At 54.4% G+C, this 18,652-nt stretch carries 18 protein-coding genes and 1 pseudogene; 11 read left to right on the top strand and 8 right to left on the bottom strand.

Annotation, left to right across the window (positions count from 1 at the left end; translation table 11 throughout):
• The first annotated feature begins 7 nt into the window (after positions 1-7).
• Both G549_RS20535 and G549_RS0114680 read left to right on the top strand, forming a co-directional pair.
• Positions 8-1,081 (top strand): DUF2332 domain-containing protein, encoded by a 1,074-nt coding sequence (locus G549_RS20535; protein ID WP_036223006.1) that lies wholly within the window; start codon positions 8-10, stop codon positions 1,079-1,081.
• Between the two features lie 161 nt (positions 1,082-1,242).
• The gene (locus G549_RS0114680; protein ID WP_156905567.1) at positions 1,243-3,069 is read left to right on the top strand and encodes a hypothetical protein; all 1,827 of its coding nucleotides are present in this window, start codon (positions 1,243-1,245) and stop codon (positions 3,067-3,069) included.
• A gap of 233 nt (positions 3,070-3,302) precedes the next feature.
• On the opposite strand, the pseudogene rpiB reads toward G549_RS0114680, so the two are convergent.
• Positions 3,303-3,736, bottom strand: a pseudogene (gene rpiB / locus G549_RS20530) (ribose 5-phosphate isomerase B).
• 52 nt (positions 3,737-3,788) lie between these two features.
• Complete coding sequence (locus tag G549_RS22120) at positions 3,789-4,154, bottom strand: DUF6693 family protein (RefSeq protein ID WP_051214026.1); 366 nt, start codon at positions 4,152-4,154, stop codon at positions 3,789-3,791.
• 198 nt (positions 4,155-4,352) lie between these two features.
• Between G549_RS22120 and G549_RS0114660 the strand changes: the two genes are divergently transcribed.
• From G549_RS0114660 to G549_RS0114625, 8 genes are read left to right on the top strand one after another with little or no spacing between them, the layout of a single operon-like run.
• On the top strand, positions 4,353-4,958 hold the full coding sequence (locus G549_RS0114660) for a TetR/AcrR family transcriptional regulator (protein ID WP_027835654.1): 606 nt from the start codon (positions 4,353-4,355) through the stop codon (positions 4,956-4,958).
• Positions 4,959-4,974: 16 nt separating this feature from the next.
• Positions 4,975-6,123, top strand: a complete 1,149-nt coding sequence (locus tag G549_RS0114655; RefSeq protein ID WP_486187548.1) for an isovaleryl-CoA dehydrogenase — start codon at positions 4,975-4,977, stop codon at positions 6,121-6,123.
• A 39-nt stretch (positions 6,124-6,162) separates the two neighbouring features.
• On the top strand, positions 6,163-6,912 hold the full coding sequence (locus G549_RS0114650; protein ID WP_036223004.1) for a flavodoxin family protein: 750 nt from the start codon (positions 6,163-6,165) through the stop codon (positions 6,910-6,912).
• On the top strand, positions 6,909-8,513 hold the full coding sequence (locus tag G549_RS0114645; protein ID WP_027835651.1) for a carboxyl transferase domain-containing protein: 1,605 nt from the start codon (positions 6,909-6,911) through the stop codon (positions 8,511-8,513). The genes G549_RS0114650 and G549_RS0114645 overlap by 4 nt, the downstream gene beginning before the upstream one ends.
• A gap of 9 nt (positions 8,514-8,522) precedes the next feature.
• Positions 8,523-10,496 carry an acetyl/propionyl/methylcrotonyl-CoA carboxylase subunit alpha gene (locus tag G549_RS0114640; RefSeq protein ID WP_027835650.1) on the top strand — a complete coding sequence of 658 codons (1,974 nt, stop codon included), beginning with the start codon at positions 8,523-8,525 and terminating at the stop codon, positions 10,494-10,496.
• Entirely contained in the window at positions 10,483-11,337 is an 855-nt protein-coding gene (locus tag G549_RS0114635; protein ID WP_210162436.1) for a hydroxymethylglutaryl-CoA lyase, read from the top strand. The genes G549_RS0114640 and G549_RS0114635 overlap by 14 nt, the downstream gene beginning before the upstream one ends.
• Before the next feature lies 1 nt (position 11,338).
• Entirely contained in the window at positions 11,339-12,394 is a 1,056-nt protein-coding gene (locus tag G549_RS0114630; protein WP_027835648.1) for a S66 family peptidase, read from the top strand.
• Between the two features lie 2 nt (positions 12,395-12,396).
• Positions 12,397-13,185, top strand: coding sequence for a crotonase/enoyl-CoA hydratase family protein (locus tag G549_RS0114625; protein ID WP_027835647.1), 789 nt, complete (start codon positions 12,397-12,399; stop codon positions 13,183-13,185).
• Between the two features lie 56 nt (positions 13,186-13,241).
• Here G549_RS0114625 and mauJ read toward each other — a convergent pair whose 3' ends face one another.
• The 3 genes from mauJ to G549_RS21955 form a co-directional block, all read right to left on the bottom strand.
• A complete protein-coding gene (gene mauJ / locus G549_RS0114620; protein WP_027835646.1) occupies positions 13,242-14,063 on the bottom strand; it encodes a methylamine utilization protein MauJ in 822 nt (273 codons plus the stop codon).
• A 110-nt stretch (positions 14,064-14,173) separates the two neighbouring features.
• Complete coding sequence (locus G549_RS0114615; protein WP_027835645.1) at positions 14,174-14,926, bottom strand: DUF1028 domain-containing protein; 753 nt, start codon at positions 14,924-14,926, stop codon at positions 14,174-14,176.
• Between the two features lie 73 nt (positions 14,927-14,999).
• The gene (locus G549_RS21955) at positions 15,000-15,179 is read right to left on the bottom strand and encodes a hypothetical protein (protein ID WP_169449662.1); all 180 of its coding nucleotides are present in this window, start codon (positions 15,177-15,179) and stop codon (positions 15,000-15,002) included.
• Between the two features lie 73 nt (positions 15,180-15,252).
• Between G549_RS21955 and G549_RS0114605 the strand changes: the two genes are divergently transcribed.
• On the top strand, positions 15,253-16,155 hold the full coding sequence (locus G549_RS0114605; RefSeq protein WP_027835643.1) for a LysR substrate-binding domain-containing protein: 903 nt from the start codon (positions 15,253-15,255) through the stop codon (positions 16,153-16,155).
• Positions 16,156-16,168: 13 nt separating this feature from the next.
• Here G549_RS0114605 and G549_RS0114600 read toward each other — a convergent pair whose 3' ends face one another.
• From G549_RS0114600 to G549_RS0114590, 3 genes are read right to left on the bottom strand one after another with little or no spacing between them, the layout of a single operon-like run.
• Positions 16,169-16,963 carry an enoyl-CoA hydratase-related protein gene (locus tag G549_RS0114600; protein WP_027835642.1) on the bottom strand — a complete coding sequence of 265 codons (795 nt, stop codon included), beginning with the start codon at positions 16,961-16,963 and terminating at the stop codon, positions 16,169-16,171.
• 1 nt (position 16,964) lies between these two features.
• Complete coding sequence (locus tag G549_RS0114595) at positions 16,965-17,897, bottom strand: electron transfer flavoprotein subunit alpha/FixB family protein (protein WP_027835641.1); 933 nt, start codon at positions 17,895-17,897, stop codon at positions 16,965-16,967.
• The gene (locus G549_RS0114590; protein WP_027835640.1) at positions 17,897-18,646 is read right to left on the bottom strand and encodes an electron transfer flavoprotein subunit beta/FixA family protein; all 750 of its coding nucleotides are present in this window, start codon (positions 18,644-18,646) and stop codon (positions 17,897-17,899) included. Before G549_RS0114590 ends, G549_RS0114595 begins: the two co-directional genes overlap by 1 nt.
• Between the last annotated feature and the right edge of the window lie 6 nt (positions 18,647-18,652).

The following is an 18,652-nucleotide window of genomic DNA, read 5'->3' as shown; positions in this document are numbered from 1 at the left end:
ATGGCACATGAACAATTCGCAAATTTTGGCCCGTCACGCAAAATTCAATCAAGCGTGTGAGATGCAGGCAGAGGCATGTGCCGCGCTCGGCTCTCCTTTCACAGCGCAGCTTTGCACGCTGATGGCGAAACACCATTTCTCTGCGGCGAAGATAGAAGAAAAGCTCGCCAACTGGCCGGGCGATGTGACCTACCGCACCCATTCAGTGCCGTTGCGCATGTGCGGTGCACTCAACAGTTTGGCCCGTTCTGGCCAAGCGCCCGCATTGACCGCGCTTTATCCGCCCCATCATGCCAAAAAGCTGGATGCCGCGTTTTGGCAGGTGCTTGATCGCGCAGTGGTAGAGTTTGAAGAGCAAATTTTGACGCAGCTTGAATTTGCCCCGCAAACCAACGAAGTGCGCCGCGCCAATGGGCTGATGCCCGCTTTGCTGCATTTGTCCGCCGCCTTTGATCGGCCCATCAAGCTATATGAAATGGGCGCGAGCGCGGGGCTGAATCTCGTTTTGGATCAGTTTGCCTACCAGTTTGCTGACGAGCATTATGGTCCCCAAAGCGCACCCTTCACCTTGCAGCCAGACTGGCAGGGCCCCACGCCTCCACATGCGAATATCGATATAGTCCATCGCGCGGGGTGCGACCTGAACCCACTTGATGTGTCCACACGCGATGGCAAAGAGCGGCTGATGTCTTATATCTGGCCAGATCAGATGGAGCGCGTTGAGCGAACAGAGCACGCGATAGAATTGGCAACACATTTGGGGGTGAAGGTTGATAAGCGAGATGCCGCGACATGGCTCAAACATCAACTCGCCTCAATGACGCCGGGCCATTTGCATGTGGTTTATAACACCGTGGCCTTTCAATATTTCCCCACCGAGGCCCAAAATGAGATTCGCGCGTTGCTGGTCGAAAAGGGGCGAACAGCCAACCCCAATATGCAATTGGTTTGGCTTCAGATCGAGGCAGACAATAAAGCGCCCGGTTTTGCGATCACACAACAAGTTTGGCCTGGCGGTGACATGGTTGAATTGGCGCGCATAGATGCCCACGGTCGCTGGGTGACTTGGCATCAGGCGTGAAAACAGCTTAGGATATAATAAGTTGACGTTTAAGAATTGAGAACCATATCAGTCGGTGTATGGACAAATTACTGCCCGATCACTTGCTAATCTGGCGTCATAATTGTTTGCTAAACAAAAAACAGAAAAATTTTTCGCTGCGCCTTAAGGGAGACTACATCATGCCGCAATTTTTCGTCCGCGGTCGGAAACCGCTAAAATCAATGCTCGTCGCTTCAGTCGCCGCCATATCGATTGGCGCGGCCACGCCAGTGATCGCGCAAGACAGCGCGACCGATACGGAAATGTCGACAACTATATCGAGCATCACCCATAAAGTGGAAGTGGGCGCAATCGACCTGACCAACGCCAATATTGATGAGGTCACGCTGCGTGAGATCCTCACGGGCAAGCTGGCGGAAAACGCCGAACAATTGGCCAATCTCAATGCGGACCGTGTGCGCATTCCAGAGCTGCGCTTTTCTTATGAAATCACCGTAGAGGACCAAACCAGCACCAACGAAATGGTGTTTAAAGAGATTGTCTTGGAAAATGTCAAAGACGGCGTTGCCGCACGCGCATCCATTGGTGAGATGCTGGGCATGTTCGAAGGCGACGGCATGGATGAAAGTCCAGTTGAGCAAATCGAACTCACCTATGGTGCAGGCGAAATTCTGGAATTGAACGTGCACGCATTGCTCGGCGCCTACGGTATGATAGACGTTGAGAAAAGCGACGAATTTGAAACCATCTATTCAAGCTATAGCCTTGCGGGCGGCGGCATTTCATCCGAAGTGTTTTCGTGCACCTTTGGCGCAGCAAAGTCCGGCACATTCCGGGCGAAGCCATCCGCAATGGACATGGCCAAATTGTCCAGCATGATTGAAGATTTGGAGGCCGCTGAAGACAGCAAGCCAACCCAAGCCCAAATCAGCAACATCATCAATTTCTATGCCCAGCTGCTTTATGGCTTTGAATCGGGCGCCACAGTCATGGATGGCATCGCGTGTGAGGGGCAGGATGATGAACAATCCTTCACCATGTCGACCGGCGAAATCTCCGTCGGGTCTTTTGGCAATGGCGTTTACCCAGAATTCAGCGTGAGCAATATTGATGTTGTTGTCGAAGGTGACGATGCAGGATCATTCTCAATCGAGAATTTCACTTTCAAAGAAATTGATTTCGGCCCGACTTTCGAAAAACTGGGCGAAGCATCTGACTATACCGAAGAGTGGTTTGAAGCCAATATGCGGGGCCTGATCCCCTCAATTAAAGGCTTCTCCTTCAGCGGCATGGCATTTGATGTGCCAAATGAAGATGACGAAGAACAACGCATCAAAGGCTCGATTGATCTGTTTGATGTCACCTTGGCACAATATCAAAACGGCATCCCCGCCGACATTCGCATCGAGGCAAAAGCCATCCAGGCTGATCTGCCAGCCAACAGCGATGAAGAAGGGGTGCAAATGCTCATTGATGAAGGTTATGACCAGATCAATATGGGCTTTGTTGCCGATTTGGAGTGGGATGCTGAAGCCCAGGCGATCAATGTAAATACTTTGACTGCGGCCATCAAAGATATGGGCACTGCCGAGATCAAGGGCACCATTACGGGGGCCACTGAGGCATTGTTTGCGAATGATCCTCAAATGGCCATGATGTCAGCCATGTCCCTTGCTGTGACCGATCTGAATGTGATGATCGACGATGAAGGATTGGTGAAACTTGCCCTGGCTCAAGCTGCCGCCGAGCAGGGCGCACCAGTTGAAGCCTTTACCAACCAAATCACCGCCATGTCGCAAGGCATGATTGTGGGTATGCTTGGTGGCGCAGATTCAGCGGTCCAACTGGGCGAGGATGTTGCAGGCTTTTTGGGCGGCAACAAGAAGATCAACATTAATCTGACAGCAAAAGCCGCCACAGGTGTTGGCATGCCACAGATGATGATGTTGCAGTCTGATCCAACCAAACTATTGAACTTCGTTGATCTCAATTCAACGCTCGAATAGTCCTTGCGCATGGACAATTACAAAAGGCCGCCCTCGTCGGGCGGCCTTTTTATTTGTAAATCACTGCGAATTCCGGCATAAGACTTAACATATTTTTTTAAGTGATGTTTCGGAGCCATTTATGACTCGCTTTTTTGCCGCACTATTTTTCTTCGTGATGGTCCATGTGATGTTGCTCTTTCCTGCGATCTCAAAGGCGCAGAATATGGTTTTGCTATAGGGCAGTCTTTGCCCTAGCTCTGGGCCTCAATCTTGTCGACCCGCCGTGCGTGGCGACCACCGTCAAAAGGCGTCTCCAGCCATATGCGCACAATCGCTTCAAGCTGATCTTCATAGATCATGCGTTCCCCAGCGAGAGCACATTGGCATCATTGTGTCGTCGCGCCATTTCGGCTGAAAGCGTATTCCAGCACACGGCGCAGCGAATGCCTTTGATCTTGTTGGCGGCAATGGCCTCGCCATTGCCCGATCCGCCCAACACGATCCCGCGCTCAAATTCCCCCGCAGCCACCGCCTTGGCGACCGGGAAGATAAAGTCCGGATAATCACAAGACTCATCGCTAAAGGTGCCAAAATCCTGTACCTCATGCCCAGCTGCGGTCAAAAAGGATTTGATCTTCTCTTTATAGCGATATCCCGCGTGATCGGTGCCAATAGCGATTTTCATTCTAACTCTCCCTTATCAGGCGATAGTGCTTGCTAGGGGAGTCAAAATACACCTAGCGCAGTGATGTAATCTCAGTACGGTTTATTACCATTCGGAATGTTCGGAAAGCGTAAAAAATCAAGCCAATACCTAGTGTTATTATTGTAAGCAAAATCCAAATGAGAATATGTCCGATTACTTCTGCTAAATTCAGGTCACACGTGAGTTTTCCGATTCTGTGGCCGTCAACGTCGACGACGTAGGTCTTGTTTAAAATGGTCTTGTAAAAATAATAAATTGCAAAAAAGCTGCCAATTCCCAATGTAATCACACTTAAAATAAGCCAAAGGATTGCAAATCCCAGTGCTTCAGGGATTGAGTATTCGCATTGCAATTTTTGAAAGCTACCTTGCCGAATATCATTTTGTGCCAATTCCATAAAATACCTACTTCGTTTAAACCAAAATCTAATTAAGTGTTGTAATTGGTCTGCAGTCAAGTGGCCCCACCGAAAGGCCAGGTCAGTCCTTCTCAAAAGCGCGGGCCTCTTTAACATCCAACAACCCTTCATCCCTATTGCCACCCGCCCCATCCCATGTTAAATAAACAAACGTTCATTTAATTATTAGAGGTGAAAGTGGCGCGCACGCACGGCTCTAAAGGTGAAGAAACCGCAAAGCGCATTGATGAAGTGGCGCTGAAGCTCTTTGCGAAGAAGGGTTATGCCGCCGTGTCCATGCGCGAGATTGCCTTGGAAGTCGGGGTGCAGGCGGGCGCGCTTTATAATCATTGCCCCAATAAGCAGGCGCTGCTCACCAATTTGCTGGCCGATCATATGCAGGCGCTGTTGGATGCGTGGGGCGACATGGAGCTGCCGAAAGACCCGGCGCAGCAGCTCGAAACCTTTGTCCGCTTCCATATCCAATATCACCTGAAACGGCCCGACCAGGTGTTCATCTCCTATATGGAATTGCGCAATCTTGAGCCGGACAATTTCAAGAAAATTGAAGCTCTTCGCCGCCAATATGAGGCGATCCCGAAAAACATTCTCGCCGCCGGGCAAATGGCGGGCCAGTTCAATCTGGCCGACACCCATGTCGCCGCCATGGCCATTCTCGCCCAGCTCACCGGGGTGACCACCTGGTATCGCGAGCAGGGGCGGCTGAGCCAACAAAAAATCGAAGATATTTACGTTCAATTGGTGTGCCAATCTGTGGGCATCACCTTAAGTGGAGGACACTGAAATGTTCACAACCGGTATGAATTTCGCCCTTGGGGAAGATATTGAAGCCTTGCGCGAAATGGTGCACCGCTTCGCGCAAGATCGCATTGCGCCCATGGCGGCAAAGATCGACGAAACCAATGAGTTTCCCAACGAGCTTTGGAAAGAATTTGGCGATCTGGGCCTGTTGGGCGTCACCGTGTCAGAAGAGTTTGGCGGAGCGGAAATGGGCTATCTGGCCCACTGTGTAATCGTGGAAGAAATCAGCCGCGCCTCGGCCTCTGTCGGCTTGTCTTATGGCGCGCACTCCAATCTCTGCGTCAACCAGATTTATCGCAATGGCACCCAGGCGCAAAAAGAGAAATATCTGCCCAAGCTGATCTCTGGCGATCATGTGGGGGCCTTGGCCATGTCCGAACCCGGCGCCGGGTCAGACGTGGTGTCCATGCAATTGCGCGCCAAAAAGGTTGACGGCGGCTATAGCCTCACCGGCAACAAGATGTGGATCACCAACGGCCCCGATGCGGATACGCTGGTGGTTTATGCCAAAACCGATCCCGAAGCCAATTCCAAAGGCATCACCGCCTTTATCATCGAAAAAGGCATGGACGGATTTTCCACCGCGCAAAAGCTCGACAAGTTGGGCATGCGTGGCTCCAACACCTGTGAGCTGGTGTTCAAAGATTGCTTTGTGCCGGAAGAAAATATTCTGGGCGACTTGAACAAAGGCGTGCGCGTTCTGATGTCCGGGTTGGATTATGAGCGCGTGGTGCTGGCCGCAGGTCCTGTGGGCATCATGCATGCCGTGCTTGATGTGGCCGTGCCTTATGTGCATGAGCGCAAGCAATTCAACCAGGCCATTGGCGAGTTCCAATTGGTACAGGGCAAATTGGCCGATATTTATTCCACCATGAACGCCAGCCGCGCCTATGTTTATGCCGTGGCGCAAGCATGCGATCGCGGCGAAACCACCCGCAAAGATGCAGCGGGCTGTATTCTCTATTCGGCGGAAAAAGCAACCCAATGCGCTTTGGATGGCATCCAGCTTTTGGGCGGCAATGGCTATATCAACGAATATCCAACAGGCCGCTTGCTGCGCGACGCGAAGCTATATGAAATCGGCGCGGGCACCAGCGAAATTCGCCGCATGCTGATCGGCCGCGAAATGTTTGTGGAAACAAAATAGCGCCCCATCGTTCTTCTTTGAAAGGAGAAGGAGAAAATCATGGCCGATCAGACCGAAACACCAGCATTAAACAGCCGCTTTGATGACCTCAAAGCGGTCTATATCAACACGTCTCTGAAGCATTCAGAAGGTGAGAGTCATACTGCTTTGTTGATGCAGGCGTCAGCAGACATTATGCGCAAGCATGGCATTGAGGTGGAGTTCATCCACGCCGCCGCCCATCACATTGCCTTTGGTGTTTACCCGGACATGACCGAACATGGCGCGGACCGGGATGATTGGCCGCAATTATGGCCCAAAGTGCTTGATGCCGACATTCTGGTGATCGGCACCCCCATCTGGCTGGGCGAAGAAAGCTCGCTATGTCGGGTGATCATCGAACGGCTCTATGCCATGTCCGGTGAGCTCAATGCGAAAAACCAATCCATCTATTACAATAAGGTGGGTGGCGCCGTGATCACCGGCAATGAAGATGGCGTGAAGCATTCTTCCATGACCATTCTTTATGCGCTGCAGCATCTGGGGCTGACCATTCCGCCCCAGGCCGATTGCGGCTGGATTGGCGAGATCGGCCCTGGCCCCTCCTATGGCGACGAAAAAGAGGATGGCGGACAGGTCGGGTTCGACAATGATTTCACCCAACGCAACACCACCATCATGACTTGGAATCTGATGCATATGGCCCGCATGCTCAAAGACGCGGGCGGCATCCCAAATTACGGCAATGATCGCAAAGCGCTGCAAGCGGGCACGTGCTTTGATCATCAAAATCCTGGATATCGCGAATGATCATTAAATCCCAAATCTCCACCGCGTCAGAGAGCTTTAAAACCAATCAAAAAGCGCTGCTGGACCAGATGGCGCAAATCGAAGAAGCGGTTGAAATCGCCCGGCAGGGCGGTGGCGAAAAATCGCGCGAACGTCATGTGTCGCGCGGCAAATTGCTGCCGCGTGATCGGGTGGCCAAATTGCTCGATCCCGGTTCGCCCTTTCTTGAAGTCGGCGTCACGGCTGCCCATGGCCTTTATAATGGAGACGCCCCCGGCGCGGGCCTGATCACTGGCATTGGCCGCGTGGCCGGGCAGGAGGTGATGGTGGTGTGTAACGATGCTACTGTTAAGGGCGGCACTTATTATCCCATGACCGTCAAAAAACATTTGCGGGCGCAAGAAATCGCCCTCGAAAACCATCTGCCCTGCGTTTATCTGGTGGATAGTGGCGGCGCCAACCTGCCGAACCAAGACGAAGTCTTTGCCGACAGAGATCATTTTGGCCGGATTTTCTACAATCAGGCCAACATGTCCGCTAAAGGTATCGCGCAGATCGCGGTGGTGATGGGGTCCTGCACCGCAGGCGGTGCTTATGTGCCCGCCATGTCGGACGAAACCATCATTGTGAAAAACCAAGGCACTATCTTTTTGGCCGGCCCGCCCTTGGTGAAAGCTGCCACTGGCGAAGTGGTCACGGCGGAAGATTTGGGCGGTGGCGATGTGCATACGCGCCTGTCCGGTGTGGCCGATCATTTGGCCGAAAATGACGAACATGCCCTGCAACTGGCCCGCGAAGCCGTGGCCAATCTCAATCGGCAAAAACCGTCAAGCCTACTCACCCAATCGCCCGAAGACCCGCTTTATGATCCCAACGAGATCATCGGTGTGGTGCCCGGCGATTTGAAAACCCCATACGATATTCGCGAAGTGATCGCTCGCGTAGTGGATGGCTCGCGCTTTGAAGAATTTAAGGCCCGCTATGGCACCACGCTGGTCTGCGGCTTTGCCCATATTCACGGCATGCCCGTGGGCATCATCGCCAATAATGGCGTGCTGTTTTCTGAAAGCGCCGTCAAAGGCGCACACTTTGTGGAGCTGTGCTCTCAGCGCAAAATTCTGTTGGTCTTTTTGCAAAACATCACCGGCTTTATGGTCGGTCGCAAATATGAAAATGAAGGCATTGCCAAAAATGGCGCCAAGCTGGTCACCGCCGTGGCCACCACCTCGGTGCCGAAAATCACCGTGCTGGTCGGCGGCTCCTTCGGCGCAGGCAATTATGGCATGTGCGGCCGCGCCTATCAGCCGCGCTTCTTGTGGACCTGGCCCAACTCCCGCATCTCGGTGATGGGCGGCGAACAGGCCGCAGGCGTTCTCGCCACCGTCCGCCGCGACGGATTGGAGCGCAAAGGCGTCGACTGGTCAGCGGAAGAAGAGCAACAATTCAAACAACCGATCATCGATCAATTCGAAGAGCAGTCCCACCCACTCTACGCATCCGCCCGCCTTTGGGACGATGGCATCATCCACCCCGGCCGCACCCGCGATCATCTGGCGCTCTCGCTCAGTGCTGCCCTCAACGCCCCAATTGCGGACACGCAATTCGGCCTCTTCAGAATGTAGGAGTTGCGCATGTTTAAGAAAATTCTGATTGCCAACCGGGGTGAAATTGCTTGCCGCGTCATGCGCACAGCGCAGCAAATGGGCATCCAATGTGTCGCCATTTACTCCGATGCAGACGCGAATGCTCAGCATGTGCAGATGGCCGACGAGGCCTATCATATTGGCCCCAGCCCCGTGGCGGAAAGCTATTTGAAGGCCGACAAGATCATTGAGATCGTTAAGCGTACTGGCGCAGAAGCGGTGCATCCGGGCTATGGGTTCCTCTCGGAAAATCCTGACTTTGTGGAAGCACTGGAAGCCAAAAATATCCGCTTTATCGGCCCCTCTGCCGATGCGATCCGCAAAATGGGCCTTAAGGATGCGGCCAAAGCCTTGATGGAAGAAGCAGGCGTGCCCGTGGTGCCGGGCTATCATGGCGACAATCAGGACGCAGATTTCCTCGCGGCAGAAGCCGAAAAGATTGGTTATCCGGTGCTGATCAAAGCCCGCGCGGGCGGCGGCGGCAAGGGGATGCGGCGGGTTGATGACCCGAAAGAGTTCAAGTCAGCGTTGGAAGGCGCTATGCGCGAAGGCCAATCCAGCTTTGGCGATCCGCGGGTGCTGATCGAAAAATACATCACCACCCCGCGCCATATCGAGATTCAGGTCTTTGGCGATGATCATGGCAACGCCGTGCACCTGTTCGAGCGCGATTGCTCGCTGCAACGCCGCCACCAAAAAGTGATCGAAGAAGCCCCCGCGCCGGGCATGACGGAGGCGATGCGCAACGCCATGGGCGAGGCGGCGGTCAAGGCCGCGAAAGCGATCAACTATTCCGGCGCTGGCACGGTGGAATTTATCGTCGACGCCGCCAATGGGCTCAACCCGAACGGCTTCTATTTTATGGAAATGAACACCCGCCTGCAGGTGGAACATCCGGTCACCGAACTGATTACCGGGCAAGATCTGGTGGCGTGGCAATTGCGCGTCGCCAGCGGCGAACATCTGCCCATGGCGCAGGATGATTTGTCGATCAATGGATGGGCGTTCGAAGCGCGGCTCTATGCGGAAGATGTACCCAAGGGCTTTCTGCCCGCCACTGGCACCTTGCAGCATTTGGCGCTGGATGACCAAACCGCCCGCATTGATTCCGGCGTGGCCACAGGCGATGAAATCTCGCCCTTCTACGATCCGATGATCGCCAAAATCACGGTGCACGCCAATGACCGCGCCGAAGCGCTGCAAAAGCTCAACAAAGCACTGGGCAATAGCGAGATTGTTGGGCTGGTCACCAATAGGGACTTTTTGAAAGCCCTCACCGAGCATCAGGATTTTGCTCGAGACAAAGTGGATACCGGCCTGATTGACCGCGATCTCGACGCGTTGATCGAACCGGTCGCGCTTCCCGCCGAAACCATCGCTGCCGCGTTCATCGTGGCCAGCAATCTGGCGCAAAAACCAAGCATGGATATCTGGCAGAGCCTGCCCGCCTATCGCGCATGGCCCGGCGAAAGCCTGCCCCTGCATTTGCACCATGCCGACCGCGAGATTATTGGCCGTATCCAGCTTCTGGAGGGCGCCTATGAAGTCGCGTTCGACGATCAAACTGTTGAGGTGAAATCGGCCAAACTGGACGGCGAAAAATTGGTGCTGAATTTCGGCGACCACCAGCAAAAAATGCGCATCCATCAGGCACACAATCAGCTCACCCTGTTTGCCGATGGACAACGCCACCAGTTTGACATTGTCGAAGTGGAACTGGCCGAAGACGCCACTAGCGGCGACAATGTGATTTCGCCCATGCCGGGGGCCATTGTTGACCTCAAAGCCAAACCCGGGCAGGCGGTGAAAAAGGGCGACAAGCTGATCACCATCGAGGCCATGAAAATGGAACACGCGCTCGCTGCGCCACGCGACGGCGTGATTGCCGAGGTGTTGGTCAATATGGGCGATCAGGTGCAAGATGGCGCCATGCTGATCACGCTGGAGCATGAAGATGGATAAGGTCACCCTGTTTGAAATGGGCCCCCGCGACGGGCTGCAAAATGAAAAGAAGCTGATCGACACCGCCAATAAGATCAAGCTGGTCGATCTCCTGTCCGCGTGCGGTTTCAACAAAATCGAAGTCACCAGCTTTGTCTCGCCCAAATGGGTGCCGCAAATGGCCGACGCGGCCGAGGTGCTGGCGGGCATTAATCGTAATCCGGCCATTGCCTATGCGGCGCTCACGCCCAATCTGCGCGGCTATGAAGGCGCGAAAGCCGCCCGCGCCGACGAGGTCGCCATCTTCGCCTCTGCCTCGGAAGGGTTCAGCCAGAAAAACATTAATTGCTCCATTAATGAGAGCCTGGAGCGCTTCGCCCCCGTGCTCGCCGCCGCCAAGGCCGATAATATCCCGGTGCGCGGCTATGTCTCCTGCGTCACCGATTGTCCCTATGATGGCCCCACGCCGCCCGAAAGCACCGCCCGCGTCGCCAAAGCGCTTTACGATATGGGCTGCTATGAAATCAGCCTCGGCGACACCATCGGCGCTGCCACGCCGGAAACCACATCCCTGATGTTGCAAGCAGTGCAACAGGTCGTGCCGATCGCCAACCTCGCCGGCCACTTCCACGACACTCACGCCCGCGCGCTGGACAATATCGAAGTGTGCCTCGGCTATGGCCTCCGCACCTTCGATGCCGCCGTCGGCGGCCTCGGCGGCTGCCCCTATGCCCCCGGCGCCAAAGGCAATGTCGCCACCGAAAAAGTCGCCACGCTCCTACACAGCAAAGGCTTCGCCACTGGCCTCGACCTTGAAAAACTCGCCAAAGCCAGCCAATTTGCCCAAAGCTTGAAGGGATAAAATGGCTTATCTTGCTGAGCTCGTAAGACCTTTAAAACTTGCTCCCGGCGATAAGGTCGCGGTGGTCTCACCCTCCTGGGGCGGTGCGGGGCAGTTTCCCCATCGACATGAGGCGGGCAAGCGCCAGTTGGCCGAGACCTTTAATGTGCAAGTGGTGGACATGCCCCATGCCACCAAACTGGCAGCATGGGTGGCGCAAAACCCCAAGGCGCGGGCGGAAGACATTATGGTCGCCTTCGCGGACCCGTCGATCAAAGCGATCATCACCGCCATTGGCGGCGATGATTCTATTCGATTGCTGCCCTATCTCGACTTGAACGTGATCACCGACAACCCAAAAATCTTTATGGGTTACTCCGACACAACCATTTTGCATTTCGCGTGTCTGACAGCCGGCCTGTCCAGCTTCTATGGCCCGGCAATCATGGCCGGATTTGGCGAAAATGGCGGCCTCTTTCCCTATATGGAGCAGGCAGTGCGCAAATGCCTGTTTTCCAGCGAACCTGTTGGCGCGGTGCCCGCCGCAGCGGAATGGACCGTCGAAATGCTCGACTGGGCCAAGCCCGAACTGCAAAGCCAGAAAAGAAAACTACAACCCGCCTTGGGCCGCACCTGCCTGCAAGGCAGCGGCAAAGTGCAGGGGCGATTGGTCGGCGGGTGTATCGATGTGCTGCCGATGTTGGTCGGCACCAGCATCTGGCCCGACAGCGACATGTTTGATGACGCCATCCTGTTTATTGAAACCTCTGAAGAAGCCCCCGCGCCTAATGCGATCAAACGCATCTTGCGCAATCTGGGCGTGCAGGGCATCTTCGACAGGTTGAACGGTATTTTGATCGGCCGGCCCGGCGGCGGCGTAAAAGACTTACGCCAATATGACCGCGCCACCCAAGAGGTGGTGCGCGATGAATTTGCCCAGCCCTCCCTGCCGATCATGGCGCAATTGGATTTCGGCCACACCGATCCAATGTGCGTGCTGCCCTATGGCGCCTTGGCCGAAATAGATTGCGACAATCTCCAATTTTCCATTCTTGAACCCGCTTGCCGCGAGGATTGACCATGCCCGAATACACCACCATTTCTCTGGAAACCGATGCCCGAGGCGTCGCCACGCTCACGCTAAATCGTGCCGAAAAACACAATGCTATGAGCGCGGAAATGATTGCTGAACTCACCGACGCTACCGCCGAGATCAATAAGGATGAAGCGATCCGCGTGGTGGTGTTGACGGGCGCGGGCAAGAGCTTTTGTGCTGGGGGTGATCTCAACTGGATGCGCGAGCAGTTTGATGCGGATCGCGCCACGCGCATGGCCGAAGCGAAGAAGCTGGCCATGATGCTGTTTGCGCTGAACACGCTGGAAAAACCGCTGATCGGCAAGGTCAATGGCAATGCCTTTGGCGGCGGCGTCGGCATGATGGCGGTGTGCGATATTGTGGTGGCTGCCGACCACGCCAAATTCGGCCTCACGGAAACCAAGCTTGGGCTAATCCCGGCCACCATCAGCCCCTATGTGCTGGCACGCATGGGCGAGGGCAATGCCCGTCAGGTCTTTTTTTCTGCCGCCCTGTTCGGACCAGATCGGGCGCAACAATTGGGCCTTGTGGCTAAATCAGTGCCGTTTGAAATGCTGGATGAAGCCGTGGAAGCTGAAATCAAACCCTATTTCGCTACCTCACCCCAAGCGGTCACCGCCGCAAAAAAACTCGCTCGCCAGCTCGGCCCCCGCCTTGATGAAGCGCTGATTGATGACACCATCCGCCAACTGGCCGACACTTGGGAAACCCCGGACGCTCAAGAAGGCATTGGCGCTTTTTTTGACAAGCGCAAACCCAGTTGGGTGAAATAGGTCATCAGCTTGTTCAAGTTCACGACGTTTTTGCCGGACATACCCCGGTAATCCAATTACGGCGAACGCCGCTTTCTGAAAATGGTTTGTGTAGAGGGTACGAGAAACGTATGTTCGATCGTATATGCAGCCATTGCCTTCACAAATGGCAAGTCATGGCGCATTCGTTGCAGGTCATCCAAGTCATTTGGGTTAATTGTAGGTTCCTTGTCACTAGCGTGCGCGACAGCACACCTATTGGAAGAGATGAAATAGTTTTCAATTGATTGCTTTGGTGTTGGCGAATTCAATGGCATCCAATCATGGAGCCGATGCGGCCAATACTCTCGGACCTTTTCATAGTGGTCCCTGATCCATTGTTTAAGCTTACCGCCCCGGCCATACGCCAAATTCAGAATTCTAAAATATGAAAGGCATTGATAGGCAGGAATGTTCAGCAATTGACCTTCTCTGTAGATCGCCAGTGCAAGTTTTACGCTGCGTTCTGTTGGCTCCGGAAGATACTCGATAAAGAAATCATCGTTAAATCCTAACGTTGTCTCAAATATGCTGCCCACAGATGTTGGCAAGTCGCTGCCGGTAAAATCAACAACTTCTATTGGTAATTCCTTGGTCCAAGATAGCGCATTGGCGAACTCACAGATTACATTGTGCTGATCGTGAAGTGATACTCCTGGGGGGCAACGATGTGCCACCGTATGAAAGGTGAAATTGTGATCAGGTGATCGGGCGTTGCCGGGCTTCAAAAATATTTGTTTCCCAGAAAAATCAATTACTATCGGATATGTCGGTATTGCTATCCCTTTGAGGCCTGCGGTACTCCAGTTTCCTCTTTCATAAAAAATCTCCTCGTCAACTTTCCTGATGCGGATTGACATTGCACGGCCCTTTTCTGCCCCCAGCTACCGGAAACAACAATGGAGTTGAATTGGCAGGATGCTATAGGGTGTTATCAGTCTAAACAAATGACATCGTCAACAAGACCGCTTCACATCTCCGTGCCCGTAGCGTGGGATTGGCTCTTTTTGCCATCCTGTTCCCGCCGCGCCTTGTTGGCTTCGATCTTGCCTTCTAGATCGGCCTCGTCGGGTCGCCCGCCAAAGTGTTCTTGCGTCGGCAAATAGTCGGCCACGATCAAATAGGTCTCCTGCGCCACATCATAAAGTCGGCGCAACTCGGCCAGGGGGTCTTCATGATCGTCGGCGCGGATATCCAGCCACGGATAGGCTTCGCCGCGATGGATCACCAGTCCGGCTGATTGCTTGCCGCGCTTGTCGCCGCCCGCCACTTCTCCGGCTTCCATGGCGGTCATCAAGCGTTCCGCAAAGGGCAAATGCAGATGGTCGCGATAGGCGCGGGCGGTCTCGCTCACCACCTCTTTCCCCGCCAACATATTGCCCGCCACCGAAAAACCATCACCAATCTCATGCCCGGCAAAATCGATGCAGTCGTCGCCGGTAAAAGCGGCTGAGCTTCCGCTTTGATCGAGCATATGGCATTGGCGGGTGGCATGGCCCTCATCCTTGGCCACCATGCAATTGAGCACATGTTGCGCGCTTTCGCCCTGCGCCAGCATCTGCCGCCCCCCCGTGCCCCAAAGCGGGTTCACCCAGCTCTGCGACGCAATCGCAAAATCCGCGCCCATATAGGGCACCATCGCCCCAGCGGCGAAAAAGCGGCTCGCCACAATCACCCCCACCATGCCCGTCTCTTTGTCTTTGGCAACGATGGAATAGGTCATATGGTCTCTGCTCTTTTTTATAAATGTTCGGCCTCCAAATCAGCCTATCTGATGTCACGTCGCTTTCTCAAGCCTATTTCGTTTCGCACGTGCTGTCGCTTTCGGCGCAGTATTTTATTTGCGGCAAATCCCCCTTTTCCCGTTCAGACATGGCCACGATGTCCGGATGTGACATTGGATCGTGTGTCCAATCGATCTGTTCAACCGGTGTGGCGCATAGAAGGAAGGATTTAAGCTTGCTGAAAATGTTCATAATGGCAGGAGCATAAAATTTCAGCCCGGCCAAATAAATTGAAATTGCCAGCACACGTGTTTAGTTTATCTAAATGAGAAGTTTGAACAATGTTCCATTATCTGGCTTGCGGGCTATTGAGGCGATCGGGCGATTGGGTTCTCTCGCGGCGGCGGCGAATGAGCTGGGGATTACATCTGGCGCATTAAGCCAACGGGTCCGCAATATAGAAAAACTATTTGGACAGGAGCTTTTTGTACGAACGCCAAAAGGGTTGCAGCCGAATAATGAGTTGGCCAAATGGATGCCCAAACTCACGAAATCAATTGCGGACATGAATGATGTCGCTGCTGTATTCACGCAGCAAAACCCGAACCAGATCAAATTGAGTGTGGCACCAATCTTTGCCACACGATGGCTGGTTTGGCATATGCCGGAATTTCAGGCGCTATATCCGGACATTGATGTGCAGATTGAGCCGGATGCGAAATATGTCGACCCCAATCGTGAAGATGTTGATGCCTGCATCCGGGTGGGCGTCGGGCCCTGGCCAAATCTGCGGGTAAAGCAGCTTCTCACCCAACGTGTCTTTCCGGTGTGTGCGCCGGAAGTGGCAAAGAGAATCCAGCAGCCAGCTGAATTTTCCAAGATGCCCATTATTCGAATAAATCAAGAACTGTTTGGTTGGAAACAATGGTTAGCCAGCTACAATTTGACGCCAGACATTTTGGCGCGAGGTCCAACCTATGCGGATGGTTCCATATGTTTGGATGCGGCCATGTCGGGCCAGGGCGTTTTTATGGCTTGGGAAACGCTTGCTGGCCAAGCCTTGGAAACGGAAAAACTGGTTGCGCCTTTTGCAAGACGCGTTGAAACTGATCAGAAATACTGGCTCGTCTTTCGCGAGAATTCGCGCAACAAACCGGCGATGAAAAAGTTCGGCCAATGGTTGGAGCAAACACTCTGTCGCGCAAATCAAAAATGGCAACAGGATTGAACAAAGAATGTGACTATTTGCCCTTGTTCACAAAGGCCGCCACCGCCTGCTTATGGGCGTCTGAATGGTGGCAGGTGCCCTGCACAAGGGCGGTATGGTCCAAAAAGTCCGATAAGTTCATCTGCTGCGCCTTGCGCATCAGCAATTTCGATTGTCGCACTTGATAATGCGGCTTTGCCGCTATTTCTTGCGCCAAGGTGGTGGCCCGGTCCATCAATTGATCCGCTGGCACCGCATCGAGCAAAAAGCCGATCTCTCTGGCTTCGTGTGCGTCAAATAGCCGTCCGGTAAAGGTCAGCTCCGCAGCGCGTTGATAGCCGACGACACGCTGCAAGAAGTAAGCGCCGCCATCGCCGGGGATCAGCCCCATATTGACGAAGTTTTCGCCAAAGCGGGCATGGTCGGCGGCGATGCGGATGTCGCACATGGCGGTCAGGTCAAACCCCGCGCCCACGGCCACGCCATTGATCGCAGCGATCACGGGGACGCTGAGTTCGGCAAATTTCATCGGAATGCGCTGAATGGTGGCCTTATAGGCCGCCGCGATATCGTCCACCCCGCCAGAAAACATGCCGGTGCGCTCGTGCATGTCTTTCACATTGCCGCCAGAGGAAAAGCCCTTGCCCGTCCCGGTGAGGATCACACAGCCGACGTCCGGGCTGGCCTCGGCCCAGTCGAGCACATTGATAATATCGTCGATCAGGTTGGTGCCGGTGAGGGCGTTCAAAACGTCCTCACGGCAAAAGGTCAGCGTGGCCACGCCCGCATCCAATTCCAGCTTGGCATCGGTGAGCGTGGGCAAGCGCATCTTAGTCAAGCGCCGAAGTCAGTTCAGGCACCAGCTCGAACAGATCGCCCACCAGGCCATAGTCAGCCACGGAGAAGATTGGTGCATCTTCGTCAGTGTTGATCGCGACAATGGTGGTGCTGTCTTTCATGCCCGCCAAGTGCTGGATCGCGCCGGAAATGCCGATGGCGATGTAAAGCTTGGGTGCCACAACCTTGCCGGTTTGGCCCACTTGCCAATCGTTGGGGGCATAGCCCGCATCCACCGCCGCGCGAGACGCGCCAAGCGCGGCGCCCAGCTTGTCGGCCAAGGGCTCAAGCAACTCGTTGAACTTCTCCTTGGAGCCGAATGCCCGACCGCCGGAGACCACAACTTTGGCGCTGGCCAGGTCCACCCGATCACCACCAGCCAATTGCTCGCTCTTAAAGCTGGAGATGGCATTGTCCGGTGCATTGTCCACCGCTTCAACGCTGGCACTGCCATCAGTGGCCGCCGCTTCGAAGGCTGTGGTGCGTACAGTGATCACCTTTTTGGCGTCGCTGGTCTGTACCTTCTGGAACGCGTTGCCCGCATAGATCGGGCGCACAAATGTGTCGCCGCTCACCACTTCAGTGATGTCAGAAATCTGCATCACATCAAGTAAGGCTGCCACGCGGGGCAGGGCGTTTTTCCAGTTGGAGGTTGCCGGGGCCACAATCGCATCATAGCCATCGGCCAAGGAGACGATCAGATCGGCCACAGGCTCGGCCAATTGGTTGGCAAATGCAGCGTTGTCCGCGTGCAAAACTTTGCCCGCACCGGCGATTTTCGCCGCTTCTGCCGCCACATCACCAGCGCCTTCACCGGCCACCAACACATCGAACCCGTCGCCCAGTTGCGCTGCCGCGCTGGCGGCGCGCAAGGTGGCTTCGTTCAAGGCTTTATTGTCATGTTCAGCAATCAAAAGTGTCGTCATTAGATTGCCCCCGCTTCGTTCTTCAATTTATCAACCAGCTCTGCAACAGAACCCACTTTAATGCCCGCCGCGCGCTTTGGCGGTTCCGTGGTTTCAAGAACGGTCAAACGGTTTTTGATCTCAACGCCATAATCGCCCGGCTCTTTGGTGTCCAAAGGCTTTTTCTTCGCCTTCATAATGTTCGGCAAAGAGGCATAGCGCGGTTCATTCAGCCGCAAGTCTGTGGTGATGATTGCGGGCAGAGAAAGCGATACGGTTTGCAAACCGCCATCCACTTCGCGGGTCACATCCACGCCATCATCGCTCAGCTCAACATCATAAGCAAAAGTGCCCTGGCCCCAGCCGAGCAACGCGCCCAGCATCTGGCCGGTTTGGTTGGCATCATCATCGATGGCCTGCTTGCCCAAAATTACCAATTTTGGCTGCTCTTCGTCCACAACGGCTTTCAGCAATTTGGCCACATCAAGCGGCTCAACCGTCTCGTCGGTTTTGATCAAAATGCCGCGATCCGCGCCCATGGCCAAGCCTGTGCGCAAGGTTTCCTGCGCCTTTTCCGGGCCGATCGACACAACGATCACTTCTTCCGCCTTGCCGGCTTCTTTCAGCTTCAACGCCTCTTCAACGGCAATTTCGTCAAAGGGGTTCATGCTCATTTTCACATTGGCGAGATCAACGCCCGTTCCATCCGCCTTCACGCGGATCTTGACGTTGTAATCAACGACCCGTTTCACGGGTACAAGAATTTTCATCTTTGG

The organism is Maritalea myrionectae DSM 19524 (assembly GCF_000423365.1).
Classification (GTDB): Bacteria; Pseudomonadota; Alphaproteobacteria; order Rhizobiales; family Devosiaceae; genus Maritalea; species Maritalea myrionectae.
The sequence above is the reverse complement of the archived record's forward strand: the minus strand, read 5'-3'. Positions and strand labels throughout refer to the sequence as shown.